The organism is Halomonas sp. AOP13-D3-9 (assembly GCF_052379125.1).
Lineage (GTDB): Bacteria > Pseudomonadota > Gammaproteobacteria > Pseudomonadales > Halomonadaceae > Vreelandella.
In genome coordinates, this window is sequence record NZ_JBQSYH010000015.1 from 35594 (window position 1) to 48627 (window position 13034).

Consider the following 13034-nt stretch of genomic DNA (forward strand, 5'->3'; position numbering starts at 1 on the left):
CATGGCTTTATATTGTTACTGTAGAGGGCATCGCTTTATACTCTGCCCCTTTTCCGTACTCTGGAGCGCGGATGTCTGCTTTTGATAGCTCTGTTGGCGAGAGCTCTGTGAATGATAGTGCTTCTTATTCCGTCGTCGAGCATCAGCGTCCGCCGCGACGTGAGTTTAAAGCACGCGGCAGTTTTGTCACGCGCTGCGAAGGGTGCAATTTACCGGTGCTTAATTGTTTGTGCCCCTATCAAGTGAAGGCGGAGAGTGTCGCTCAGGTGTGGCTGTTAACACACCCCATCGAGCACTATAAGCCGACCAATACCGGGCGTTTGATTCGCGACGTGATCACCACGACGCAGGTATTTACCTGGTACCGCGTGGCGCCGGATGCCCAGTTAGCCGCGCTGCTAAAAGACCCTCGCTACGCGCCCTTTGTGATTTTTCCGGACGATCAGCCCGACTATGCGGATCGGGTGGTTGGCATAGACGCGGTGCATGCGGCAAAAGCGCAGGCGCGCATTCCGGTGTTTATCATTCTGGATGGTACCTGGCGTCAGGCGCGGCGTATGTTTCGAAAAAGCGCTTACCTGGATGATTTGCCGGTACTGCCACTGAAGAGTGAGCGCGAGACCCGCTATCGGCTGCGCAAACCGGCGTCTAAAGCGCATTTATGTACTGCGGAAGTGGCGATCGAGCTGCTGCGCCAGGGCGGAGATACGGCGGCTGCGGATGTGCTGGATGATTACTTTGAGGTGTTTAACGACAGCTACGCGGCGAGCCGATTGCATCACAAAATCGACCCGCCGACAGCCGCAATGCGGCGCCTAGCCGCCAAACAATGTACCGGCGATTCTGAACCCGGCTACCCAGGTACCCACCGCTGAACCTAGCGTGGCGAGAATAAACACCAGCAGGGTGCGCGATACGCGGTTTTGCCACCAGCCTTTCAACTGGGTGACATCGTGGCGCAGCGATGAAAAATCGCGCACTTTGGGTTTGCGCATATAGAGCTCAACCCCGGCGGCGACAAAACCCGCACCGATGGTCGGGTTTAGCGACGTTAGTGGAGCGGCAAAGAAGGTGGCAATCACGGTCACTGGGTGTGCCAGGGCGATAATTGTCGCGCCGCCAGAGAGAATGCCGTTAATCAAGAACCACTCAAGCACCAGTTGCCAGCCCAGATCGGTGTTGCGCGAGAAACCAATCGCAAAGCCGGTAAGCACTAACGCGGTAATGAGCCAGGGCAGTGCCTTCCAGAGCTTAGAGGGCGGCGGGGTGGCTTCTAGTGACTCACGCTCTACTTTCGGGTCGGCGGGCAGCGGTGATTCCAGATGCTCGCCGGTGCCTTTCAGGTGACCAGCGCCCAGTACCACGAGCACATGCTGGTAACGCCCCGGCGGCGCGTCTTCGGCCAAACGCAGCGCCATATAGCGGTCGCGCTCGCGAATTAGCGGCGTATAGAGCGCTTCAGATTCGGCGGCAAACTCGCTGAAGGTGGCTTCCAGCATATCGCCCTCTTTGAGCTTTTCGATGTCCTCTTTGGAGACATCCTGGCGGGAGAGCACGCTGCCAATCAGCCCTGAAAAGAGCGAGAAACGCTGCCACCAGGGCACATTGCTGTAGATACGCTTTAGGGTTAAGCCCACATCACGGTCGACCAGCAGTAGCGGCAGTTTCCGGCGGCTGGCTTCTTCAACGGCGGCGCGCATTTCGGCCCCCGGCTGAATGCCGGACTGATCGGCAATCCGCTGCTGAAAAGCGCCCAGGGCCAGGCTCGCGGCGACCATGCCCGCCTTGCCTTGCCTAAATACTTGGAAAAGATCCTGCTCGCCCATGGCATCCGGGTTGGACATGCTGTGGTGGCGCGCATCGCACAGCTCAATCGCTACTGCATCGAAAGCACCGCTATCCAACAGCGCACGTACATCGTCGGCGCTTTCCGCCGACACATGGGCCGTGCCCAGCAGCGTGTAGCGGGTTTCACCCACAGTGATCGTTTTTAGCGGCCCGCTAGTGGCTGGAAACGTGGTTGGCGTTGCCGCCATTGGCTCGGTGTTTCCGTGAGACGTATCGTCGTGGTTCATTAACAGCTCTCAAAATCAATAAGTGGGTCTGATGTGAAGGAACTTATGTGAAAGACTTTTGTGAAGGACTTATGTGAAAGACTTAGCGCCGCCAGAAAGCGGGCGTAAACAGCACCAGTACCGTAAAAATTTCCAGGCGACCAAGCAGCATGGCTATGACCAATATCCATTTAGCCAGGCTGGGCATGTCGCCATAGTGAGTGTGGGATTCACCCAGCGCGGGGCCAAGGTTGTTGAGCGCGGAGCCCACTGTCGACCAGGCGGTTACCTGATCAACCCCGGTCGCCATCACCCCCACCAGCATCAAAAAGAACAGCAGAACGTAAACCGAAAAGAACCCCCAGACTGCCTGGGCAATACTGTCGGGAACGCTGACTTTGCCCACTTTGACCGCAATCACAGCGTTGGGATGGATCAGGCGCATAATTTCGCGCATGCCCTGTTTGATGATCAAAATAATCCGAATCACTTTCATGCCACCCCCGGTAGAGCCGGAGCAGCCGCCCACGAAGGCCGCCACAAACAGTAGGAAGGGCAGGGCGCCGGGCCACATGGAGAAGTCAGCAACGCTAAAGCCCGCCGTGGTGGCCACTGAAACAACCTGAAAAACCCCGTGGCGCAGACCGCGCACGGTATCGTAGGTGTCGGTTAACCAAAGGGAAAGCATGGTGACTACGCTCAGGGCGAGCAGAAATAGCATCAAAAAGCGCGCTTCGGGGTCGTGAAAGTAGTGCATCAGGCTTTTTTCACGCCAAGCGATAAAGTGCAGGCTAAAGCTGAACGCTGAAATCAACATAAAGCCCACGCATATCATTTCAATGGCGGCGCTATCGAAGTAGCCGATGCTGGCGTCGTAGGTGGAAAAACCACCGATAGCGACAGTCGAAAAGCTATGACTTAAGGCATCGAACCAGCTCATGCCCGCTAGCATATAGGCAATCATGCAGGCGAGGGTCAGGGTGGCGTAGATGTACCACAGCGCTTTGGCGGTTTCGGTGATACGGGGGGTGAGCTTGGAGTCTTTCAGCGGCCCCGGAATCTCGGTCCGGTAAAGCGCCATACCCCCCACCCCTAGGGTCGGCAAAATGGCGACGGCCAAAACGACGATACCCATGCCGCCCAGCCATTGGAGCTGCTGACGATAATAAAGAATCGATTCGGGTAAAAAATCGATGCCGGTAATCACGGTGGCGCCGGTGGTGGTCAAGCCGGAAAACGACTCAAAGACCGCATCGGTGATACCCAGCGAGCCTTCGCCGAACAGCATCAGCGGCAGCGAGCCGAACAGTGCCAGCACCGTCCAGAACATCGCGGCAATGATAAAGCCATCGCGGATGCGCAGCTCTTTTTGCGAGCGCCGATTGGGCAGGTAGAGCAGCAGCCCGGTGGAGACTGAGATCGCAATGCCGCTAATAAAGGCACTCCACACGCCGTCGCGAAACCACAGTGAAATCAGCGTGGGAGGGAGCATGGTTAGGCTGAACAGCATGAGCAGCAGCCCCAAAATGCGCAAAATAACCCGCAGACTCATGGTTGTCGCATGCTCCTGTTATTAGCTGCCAGTGGCAGTGATTCGAGGGTTATCAAAAGAACGTTAGACCGACTTGGAACAGACGCTCCACATCGCGAATGCGGCGCTTATCGATCACAAACAGAATGACGTGGTCGCCGCTCTCTACCATCACATCGCCGTGGGCGATGATGACCTCTTTGCCGCGTACAATCGCACCAATCGTCGTGCCGTCGGGCAGGTCGATCTCGCGAATCGTACGGCCCACTACTTTAGACGACTGCTTATCACCGTGGGCGATGGCTTCAATGGCCTCGGCCGCACCCCGGCGCAGCGAGTGAACGTTAACGATATCGCCCCGGCGTACGTGGGTGAGCAGGCTGCCGATGGTCGCCTGCTGAGGTGAAATCGCAATATCGATGTCGCCGCCTTGCACCAGATCCACGTAGGCGGCGTTGTTAATCAGCGTCAGCACCTTTTTGGCGCCTAGCCGTTTGGCGAGCAGCGACGACATAATATTGACCTCGTCGTCGTTGGTCAGCGCGCAGAAGATATCGCACTCTTCGATGTTCTCTTCTTCCAGCAAACGCTTGCTCGTGGCACTGCCGTGGAGCACCACGGTGCGATCCAAGCGCTCAGACAGCGTGGTACAGCGCTCCAGGCTGTGTTCGATGATTTTGACCTGGTGGCTATGCTCCAAATGCTCCGCCAGTCGCTCGCCGATATTGCCGCCCCCGGCAATCACGACGCGGCGGAAGTCCCGTTCCACCCGGCGCAGCTCGCTCATCACCGCACGAATATCCCGGCGGGCGGCGAGGAAGAACACTTCGTCGTCGGCTTCGATCACCGTATCGCCGCGGGGAATAATCGGTCGGCTGCGGCGATAGATCGCCGCCACCCGGGTATCCACGTTGGGCATATGACGGCGCAGAAAGGCCAAGTCCTGACCCACCAGCGGGCCGCCGTAGAAGGCTTTCACCGCCACCAGCTGCACCAGCCCTCCGGCAAATTCCAGCACCTGTAGGGCGCCAGGGTGCTCGATCAAGCGGCGCACATGGTCGGTAACCACCTGCTCGGGGCTGATTAGCACATCAATGGGAATGGCTTCGTGGGCGAACAGCCCTTTGCGGGTCAGGTACGCCGTGGCGCGCACGCGGGCAATCTTGGTGGGGGTACGGAACAGCGTATGGGCGACCTGACAGGCGATCATATTGATCTCGTCGCTGTTGGTCACGGCGATCAGCATATCGGCGTCTTCGCAGCCTGCCTGGCGCAGCACAATGGGGTAGGAGCCCGCCCCGGTAACGGTGCGGATATCGAGTTTGGTGTGCAGGTCGCGCAGTTTTTTGGCGTCAGTATCAACGACGGTGATGTCGTTTTCCTCGCGGGCGAGGTGTTCTGCCAGTGTGCCGCCGACCTGGCCGGCGCCGAGAATGATGATTTTCATTGCTGAGCATCGGTTCCATTAAAAGCGCCAGCGCAATATCGTTAAGACCAGCAGGCGGTCTTAGGACTCAGTCCTGACGTTGAAGACGTAAATTGTCGTTCAGGTACGTCTATCATGCGCTGCAATAAAGACGGCGGCCAGTGTAAACCAGCCGCCGCCGAAAAGCAGGTGGGGATTATTCTAGCGTAAAGCCCACTTTAACGGTGACCTGCCAATGGGCGACCTGACCATCTTCAATATGGCCGCGGGTATCGACGACTTCCAGCCAGCGCATGTGCTTAATCGTTTCTGATGCTTTGGCCAGTGCGTTCTGTACCGCTTCCTCAATGCCCTTCTCGGAAGAGCCGGTTAGCTCTACGTGCTTGTAGGTGTGATGACTCATAAATGTCTCCTTCCTTGTCATAAATTCACTGCCCCCGGCATCAGTTAGCGCCTAGGCAGTGCGCTTCTCTAGTCTGGCATAAAAAAATCCATCGTGGCTGCTCTGGGCAGGAAACAGTTGGCGACCCGAACCGCTGGTGATTCCCCAGGCAACGTCGTTAGGCGTGGTGACATGCGCATCCGGCGTGCGGGCTAGAAACGCCTCAATCTGCTCAACGTTCTCTTCAGGCAGCACCGAGCAGGTGGCGTACAGCAGGGTGCCGCCTTCGCGTAGCATCGGCCAGAGGTTATCCAATAGCTGGCGCTGAAGCTTGGCCAGCGGACGGATATCGTCCTTGCGGCGTAGCTTTTTGATATCGGGGTGGCGGCGGATGACACCGGTGCCCGAGCAAGGGGCGTCGAGCAGAATGGCATCAAACGGCGTGCCGCTCCACCAGTCGCGCTCGGTGGCATCGGCGTGTTCGAGTACCGCCTCGACGCCTAAACGGCTGAGCGTGTCTTCCACCCGCGCCAAGCGCTGGTTATCGCTATCGATAGCCGTCAGCGCAATATCAAACTGCTCTAGCAAATGGGCTGTTTTACCGCCTGGCGCGCAGCAGGCATCGAGTACACGAGCCCCAGGCCGTGGCGCGAGCGTGGGGCCAAGTAATGCCGCCGAGAGCTGAGCAGCCTCATCCTGAACGCTCACATGGCCCTCTTCAAAGCCGGGCAGCGCGGTGACATCGCAGGGCGTTTCCAGGGTGATGGCGTCTGGGGCATGGGGGCATAAATGGCCGTTCAAGCCCTGCTCGGTGAGCATGCCCAAATAGGCCTCGCGGTCGTTGTAGCGTTGGTTCACCCTTAACGTCATCGGGCCTGCGTGATTGTTGGCTTCAATGATATCGCGCCACTGCTCTGGCCACGCCTGGCGCAGCGCGTTAAGTAGCCAGGGGGGATGCTCCAGAGCGACATGCTCATCCCGGTCTACCTGGGTTTGGAGCGCCTCGGATTCGCGCTGCAGGCGACGCAGGCAGCCATTTAAAACGCGGGTGGCCCACTCCTTCTTTAGTAAGCGTGCAGCGCCAGCGGTTTCGCCTACCGCCGCGTGGGCCGGAATGCGCATATACAGCAGCTGATAAATCCCCACCAGCAGGAGCGCCTGAACATCGCTGTCGCGCTTTTTAAACGGTTGCTTAAGCAGCACGCCTGCAAGGGCTTCCAGGCGCGGCAAACGGCGGCAGGTGCCGAAACAGAGCTCTTTGAGCAGCCCGCGGTCACGGGCGACCACGCTGTGTTCATCAAGTCCCGCCAGTGAGCCTTGATCGCTGAGCACCGGGGCCAGCGCACGGGCTGCAGCGGCGCGGACTTCCTGGCCACTGCCGCCTTGGGGGGAGCGCTTTTGGCTCATGGTGTTTCTCCTTCGCTGGCCTGAGCCGTAGAATCTTCAAAACGAGCACCAAGACGAGTGCCAGTCGCCAGGCGCGCATGGCGTGCATTTAATAAGTCACGTACGGCCATGGCTTTACCGCCGGGCAGCTGCGCACTGGTCACGCACAATACGTCGCGGCCATCTTGCCCGCAGGCAATACGCAGATGATCGTCGCCGTGATCAAGTAACGTGCCGGGTGCGCTAGGCGGATGTTCGCCTTCCTCTACGCTGGCCATTAACAGGCGTAGGCGATCATCGCCTAGGGCGCACCAGGCCACCGGCCAGGGGTTAAAGGCGCGAATCTTGCTGGCTAACTGCTGAGCGGGCTGGGTAAAGTCGAGCTCGGCTTCCGCTTTGCTCAGCTTGGCGGCATAGGTAACGCCCTCTTCCGGCTGAGGCGTGGCGTGAGCGGTGCCTGTGGCCAGATCATCCAGGGTGTTAATCAACGCATTGGCACCTTGAATGGCGAGCCGGTCATGCAAATCGCCGCCGGTGGTGCGCTCTGTAATAGGCGTACGCACTTCCGTGAGCATCGCGCCGGTATCCAGGCCAGCATCCATCTGCATAATGGTCACGCCAGATACCTTGTCGCCAGCTTCAATCGCGCGCTGAATCGGCGCCGCGCCGCGCCACCGGGGCAGCAGTGAGGCGTGAACGTTAACGCAGCCTAAGCGCGGTATATTCAATACAGCCTGGGGCAGCAGTAGCCCATAGGCGACGACGACCATAATGTCGGCGTTGAGCGCGGCTAACTCGGCTTGAGCAGCGGGCTCTTTCAGCGTCTGAGGCTGGTAGACCGGCAGTTCGTGCGCCAAGGCCAGCTGCTTGACCGGGCTGGGCGTTAATTTACGGCCGCGACCGGCGGGGCGGTCGGGTTGGGTATACACCGCCACCACCTCGTGCTGGCTTTCCAGCAGTGCGGCAAGGCTGGAGGCGGCGAATTCAGGCGTGCCGGCAAAAACAACGCGCAATCTTGACATAGAGAGAGGGCTACCTGGCTTAGCTGAAATGTAAGTAGGAAAAAGGCTTAGGCGTCCTGCATCTGCTTATGGCGTTTCTGCATCTTTTTGCGGATACGGTCGCGCTTTAGCGGCGACAAGTAGTCCACAAACAGCACGCCCTCAAGGTGGTCGTACTCGTGCTGGATACAGTGTGCCAGCAAGCCCTCCGCCTCTAGTTCGTAGGCATCGCCATTGCGATCCAGCGCGTTGAGTTGCACTTTCAGGTAGCGCGGCACTTCGGCGTAATGCTCGGGAATCGACAGGCAGCCTTCCGATAGCAGATCTTTCTCGTCGCCAATCGGGGTATAGCGCGGATTGATAAGCACCAGCGGTTGGGAGTTATCGTCGCTGACGTCCATGACGACGACGCGGCGATGGACATCGATCTGGGTCGCGGCTAGGCCGATACCCCGTGCGTCATACATGGTCTCCAGCATATCGTCGACGAGCTGGCGTACCTCATCATCGACGCTTTCCACCGCAGCAGCCTTGGTGCGCAGGCGCTCATCGGGGAATTCAAGAATAGGAAGTTTGGCCATGACGTTACAATCACCGTTATGCTGAGTCTAAATTAAGTCAAGCTAGGCAGTGACGAGCGTCGCTTAACCTAGGTACTTTATGATGGGCCACTATATCATGCTGTCAACGTTTCTGGGCATAGGCGCATAGCGGCTTATCGTCAGCACAATAATCATACTATTCACCTTTTAGGGGAGAGCAGGATGGCGGCAAAACAACACGCCTACCGAGGGGGATTAAGTGCTTTGCTGCTGATTGCAGTGATGCTGGTGAGTAGCGAAGCCGCCGCATGGAAGCGTGATCAGCAGGTGATTAAACTCTCGCCGCAGGTGCGCACCTTACCCCATCGTGAAGCGATTGAGCCCATCGCCTTGGAGGAAGCGCAGGCCTTTCTTCGCCAACACCGCGTTGTGGACGATGCCGAGGCGCTGAAGGAGCTGGCTTATGTAGTAGCAGGGGATGATCGCCGTTTAATTAGCGGCGCAGGGGATAAGGTGTACGTGCGTGGCGACGTACCGCGCCACGGTCAGGTGGGCATCTATCGTCAGTCGGAATCCTATCTAGCCATGGATGGCACGCCTCTTGGTTTGGAGCTGATTAACGTGGGCGTTGCCCGCCATGTCAGCAGTGAGGACGATATTGCGCAGCTTGAAGTGATTAGTTCCCACCAGGAAGTGCGTGTTAATGACATCATCCTGCCGTTGGAAGAGCGCGAGCTAAGCAGCGAACTTGTCCCGCGCGCGCCGCTGAATCCTATCGAAGGCCATATTATTGCCGTCCCCGGCGGGGTGCGCTTTATTGGCCGATTGCAGATCGTTACGCTGGATCTCGGCACTCTGGATGGCTTGCAGGCAGGGCACGTGCTGCGGGTTAATCAACAGGGGGAGTTAATCAACGACCCGCGTAGCCAGGAGCTGGTTCAACTACCTAGCACCGAGGCGGGTACTGTGATGGTATTTAAGCCCTATGATCGTGTCAGCTACGCCTTGGTGATGCAGGCATCCCGAGTGCTAGAGGTTGGCGACCAAGTTGAGTCATCGGCGGATTAGCGGGCGGCAAAGAACGTATTGATAAGGAGGTATTATGGACGCCCAGGCGTGGCTGGTGGTCAATGCCTTGCCCGGTATGGGGGCGCTGCGTATCGCGCAATTAGTAGCCCGTCAGCCGCAGTGGCCGGAAGGGTGGCTGGCCGCGCTGCCCAGTCGTGCAGCCAGCGAGTTGCGCCTGTGGCTTGAACATCCAAAGCGCAGCCCGCTGCAAAGGGTGATTGATGAAACCCAGGCGTGGCAGCAAAGCGGCCCAAGCCGCCACGTACTACATCGCGACCACCCCGCTTGGCCTGAACTGTTAAATGAGTTGCCTGACCCGCCCGTGGTGCTCTGGGCCCAGGGTGATCTTGGTGCTCTGGAGGGCCCCAAGCTTGCCATGGTAGGTACTCGTCGCCCCACCGGCGAAGGCACCCACAATGCCCAGACCTTCGCCCGGGATCTCTCTCGTCGCGGCTGGTGTGTGGTTAGCGGTATGGCATTAGGGGTGGATGGCGTTGCCCAGCGCGCAGCTCTGCATGCGGGCGGGCGCACGATCGGTGTCCTTGGCTGCGGCGTGGATGTGATCTACCCAGCCTCGAATCGTGATCTGTATGAGCAGCTTAGTCGCCTGCCCGGCGGGCTGCTGTTGTCCGAGCATCCCCCTGGTACGCGTGCCCGTCCGGCATTTTTTCCGCGCCGTAATAGAATCGTTACCGGCCTCTCGCTCGGCACTTTGGTGGTCGAAGCGACCGAAAAAAGCGGCTCGTTGGTCAGTGCGCGGCTCACCTTAGAGCAAAATCGTGAGCTGTTTGTGCTGCCTGGTTCATTGCACAACGTCCAGGCCCGCGGCTGCCTGACACTGCTACGCCAGGGCAGTGCCCACTTGGCCTGTAACGTCGACGATATCATTGCCGATCTTGGCCACTGGGCGGAGGCGTTCATACCGCCCGACGCCGCTATTCAGCAACACTTGCCGGAAACGGCAGAAAAACCGCCTAACGAAGAGCCATTGACGGATAGCTTACCCGATTCATTATTAACGTCTCTATCGGCCACACCAACGCCTATCGACACGCTGGTAGCGATTACTGGCACATCGGTCAGCGACTGCCAGCAGCGGCTGCTTATGCTTGAGTTGGCGGGCTGGGTAAGCCAGCAGGCAGGAGGCTGGGTGCGGTTGCCGCGGCCATGATAGGATAAAACCATTAAAGGCCTGTTAGCCGTGAGGAGAGAGCATGAGTTTGGCGACCGATCTAACCCCTGCGATTAGCGCTTTACGTGCCGGTGGGGTGATTGCCTGTCCCACTGAAGCGGTTTGGGGGCTTAGCTGCGACCCCGAAAACGACGCAGCCTTGGCCCATCTAATGCGCATGAAAGAGCGCGACCCTGCCAAAGGCGTCATCCTCGTCGCTGCGCACATTGAGCAGTTCCAACCCTGGTTGAGCCAGCTCCCATTAGCGATGCACGCCCCCCTTGCGGCAAGTTGGCCGGGGCCTAATACCTGGCTAGTGCCTGACTATGGCCGCAGCCATGGGTTGGTACGAGGCGCCCATGAGCGGGTAGCGCTACGCGTAACCGACCATCCGGTGATGAAAGCCCTATGCGAAGCCTTTGGTGGCCCGCTGGTTTCCACCTCGGCCAATCGTTCGGGAGAGCCACCCGCCATGAGCGCTGCTGAGATCAATGACATCTTTGGCGATGAAGTTGCCCATGTGGTGGAAGGTACGCTCGGTGGCAACGCCAAACCCAGCACCATCAGGGATTTAGCCACCGGTAAAATCATGCGCTCCTAGCTGTCGTTCAACTCACCATTCACTATTCACCGATTACTACTCACTATTCACCCATTACGACTCACCAATGACCCCTCAGGAGTTACTGTGGCCCACGAACACCTTGATGACGTTAAACGCTACCTTCTTGATCTCCAGGAGCGGCTCTGCGCTGGACTGGCTGAGGCCGATGGCGCTGCCCAGTTTCAAGAGGATAGCTGGGAACGTGAAGAGGGCGGCGGCGGACGTTCGCGGGTGATGACCCATGGTGGCGTGTTTGAAAAGGGCGGCGTTAACTTTTCCCATGTCTATGGCGCCCAACTGCCGCCTTCGGCCACCGCCGCGCGCCCTGAACTGACCGGGCGCAGCTTTCACGCGGTAGGGGTTTCCTGGGTGCTGCACCCAGAAAATCCCCATGTACCCACTAGCCATGGCAACGTGCGCTTCTTTATTGCCGAGAAAGTCGGCGAGCCGCCGGTGTGGTGGTTTGGTGGCGGTTATGACTTAACGCCATTTTATCCTGTGATGGAAGACGTTGTTCACTGGCACCAAGTGGCAAAAGCCGCCTGCGATCCTTTTGGCGACGACGTTTACGACCGCTACAAAGCTTGGTGTGACGAGTACTTCTATCTTAAACATCGCGATGAAACCCGCGGTGTGGGCGGACTGTTTTTCGACGATTTAAACGACGGCGAGTTTGCCGACTGTTTTGCCATGCAGCGTGCGGTGGGCGACAGCTTCTTAGCGGCGTATTTGCCCATCGTCGAGCGGCGTAAAAACGACGCCTGGGGCGATCGTGAACGCGACTTTCAGCTCTACCGTCGTGGTCGTTACGTGGAGTTCAATCTGGTGTGGGACCGCGGAACTTTGTTTGGTCTACAGAGCGGCGGGCGCACCGAATCCATTTTGATGTCCATGCCGCCGCTAGCACGCTGGGAGTACGCCTTTGAACCCGAGCCCGGCAGTGCCGAAGCGCGCTTGCAGGCGTTTTTACAACCTCGTGACTGGCTTGGTGAATTCGCTGAGGATGCCGTTCACACCAATAGCGGAGAGCCATCATGACCGATCGCTACTGCGTGTTTGGCAACCCGGTCAAACACTCCAAATCTCCGCAGATCCACGCTGAGTTTGCCCATCAAACGCAACAAGCGCTTGAGTACTCCGCCGAAGCGCCGCCGCTGGATGGCTTTGCCGGTGCTTGGCGCGCCTTTAACGACGCAGGCGGGCGTGGCGCCAATGTGACCGTGCCGTTCAAAGAGGATGCCTTCGCGCTGTGCGATACCTTAAGCCACCGCGCCCGTCGTGCAGGGGCGGTGAATACGCTGATACTCGGTAGCAATGGCCGCACCTACGGCGATACCAGTGACGGTATTGGCTTAGTGCGTGATTTGGCCTATCACCGCGTAGCGCTAGCGGGGAAGCGTATTTTGGTGGTAGGCGCCGGTGGCGCCGTGCGCGGCATTCTGGAGCCTTTGCTTGCCGAGCAGCCCAGTGAGGTCGTCGTGGTTAACCGTACCGCCGCCAAAGCCGAGCAGTTGTCCAGCGATTTTGCTGATCTTGGGCCTATCCACGGCGGTGGTTTTGATACCGTTAACGGCACTTTTGATGTAGTGATTAACGGCACTAGCGCCAGCCTCAGCGGCGATTTACCGCCGCTGCCGGATGCGCTTTTTGCTCCGCATGCCTGGGCCTACGACATGATGTACGGATCCGAACCGACCGTGTTTTTACAATGGGCTGGCCCCCGCGGCGCAAAACTGCTCGATGGCCTAGGCATGCTGGTCGAACAGGCCGCCGAGTCGTTTTTTCTGTGGCGCAATGTGCGCCCTGATACGGCACCCGTGCGTGAAATGCTGCGTCAATCGCTTAACTATTCATAACCGCATCAGTTAA

The 13034-nt window shown here is 58.5% G+C and carries 13 protein-coding genes; 6 read left to right on the forward strand and 7 right to left on the reverse strand.

Annotated elements, in window-relative coordinates; translation table 11 throughout:
• The first annotated feature begins 71 nt into the window (after positions 1-71).
• Positions 72-875, forward strand: a complete 804-nt coding sequence (locus ACT3UM_RS16665; RefSeq protein ID WP_498900599.1) for a tRNA-uridine aminocarboxypropyltransferase — start codon at positions 72-74, stop codon at positions 873-875.
• Here ACT3UM_RS16665 and ACT3UM_RS16670 read toward each other — a convergent pair.
• The 7 genes from ACT3UM_RS16670 to def all read right to left on the reverse strand — a co-directional run bounded on the left by ACT3UM_RS16670 (position 816) and on the right by def (position 8361).
• Entirely contained in the window at positions 816-2075 is a 1260-nt protein-coding gene (locus tag ACT3UM_RS16670) for a TraB/GumN family protein (RefSeq protein WP_498900601.1), read from the reverse strand. The two genes, ACT3UM_RS16665 and ACT3UM_RS16670, sit on opposite strands and share 60 nt — an antisense overlap.
• A gap of 82 nt (positions 2076-2157) precedes the next feature.
• Complete coding sequence (locus ACT3UM_RS16675; protein ID WP_498900603.1) at positions 2158-3606, reverse strand: TrkH family potassium uptake protein; 1449 nt, start codon at positions 3604-3606, stop codon at positions 2158-2160.
• Between the two features lie 52 nt (positions 3607-3658).
• The gene (gene trkA, locus ACT3UM_RS16680; protein ID WP_035576649.1) at positions 3659-5032 is read right to left on the reverse strand and encodes a Trk system potassium transporter TrkA; all 1374 of its coding nucleotides are present in this window, start codon (positions 5030-5032) and stop codon (positions 3659-3661) included.
• Positions 5033-5207: 175 nt separating this feature from the next.
• Positions 5208-5414 (reverse strand): dodecin, encoded by a 207-nt coding sequence (locus tag ACT3UM_RS16685; protein ID WP_008959783.1) that lies wholly within the window; start codon positions 5412-5414, stop codon positions 5208-5210.
• Between the two features lie 51 nt (positions 5415-5465).
• Positions 5466-6800 carry a 16S rRNA (cytosine(967)-C(5))-methyltransferase RsmB gene (rsmB, locus tag ACT3UM_RS16690; RefSeq protein ID WP_498900606.1) on the reverse strand — a complete coding sequence of 445 codons (1335 nt, stop codon included), beginning with the start codon at positions 6798-6800 and terminating at the stop codon, positions 5466-5468.
• Complete coding sequence (gene fmt / locus ACT3UM_RS16695) at positions 6797-7801, reverse strand: methionyl-tRNA formyltransferase (RefSeq protein ID WP_498900608.1); 1005 nt, start codon at positions 7799-7801, stop codon at positions 6797-6799. The genes rsmB and fmt overlap by 4 nt, the downstream gene beginning before the upstream one ends.
• 47 nt (positions 7802-7848) lie before the next feature.
• Positions 7849-8361, reverse strand: a complete 513-nt coding sequence (def, locus tag ACT3UM_RS16700; protein ID WP_498900610.1) for a peptide deformylase — start codon at positions 8359-8361, stop codon at positions 7849-7851.
• Between the two features lie 183 nt (positions 8362-8544).
• Here def and ACT3UM_RS16705 point away from each other — a divergent pair, with 183 nt between their 5' ends.
• The 5 genes from ACT3UM_RS16705 (at position 8545) to aroE (ending at position 13021) form a co-directional block, all read left to right on the forward strand.
• Positions 8545-9390 carry a peptidoglycan-binding protein gene (locus ACT3UM_RS16705; protein WP_498900612.1) on the forward strand — a complete coding sequence of 282 codons (846 nt, stop codon included), beginning with the start codon at positions 8545-8547 and terminating at the stop codon, positions 9388-9390.
• A gap of 34 nt (positions 9391-9424) precedes the next feature.
• Entirely contained in the window at positions 9425-10561 is a 1137-nt protein-coding gene (dprA, locus tag ACT3UM_RS16710; protein ID WP_498900614.1) for a DNA-processing protein DprA, read from the forward strand.
• Between the two features lie 43 nt (positions 10562-10604).
• Complete coding sequence (gene tsaC, locus ACT3UM_RS16715; protein ID WP_498900616.1) at positions 10605-11162, forward strand: L-threonylcarbamoyladenylate synthase type 1 TsaC; 558 nt, start codon at positions 10605-10607, stop codon at positions 11160-11162.
• Positions 11163-11249: 87 nt separating this feature from the next.
• A complete protein-coding gene (gene hemF, locus ACT3UM_RS16720) occupies positions 11250-12203 on the forward strand; it encodes an oxygen-dependent coproporphyrinogen oxidase (protein ID WP_498900618.1) in 954 nt (317 codons plus the stop codon).
• Positions 12200-13021 (forward strand): shikimate dehydrogenase, encoded by an 822-nt coding sequence (gene aroE / locus ACT3UM_RS16725; protein ID WP_498900620.1) that lies wholly within the window; start codon positions 12200-12202, stop codon positions 13019-13021. The genes hemF and aroE overlap by 4 nt, the downstream gene beginning before the upstream one ends.
• Positions 13022-13034 lie beyond the last annotated feature (13 nt).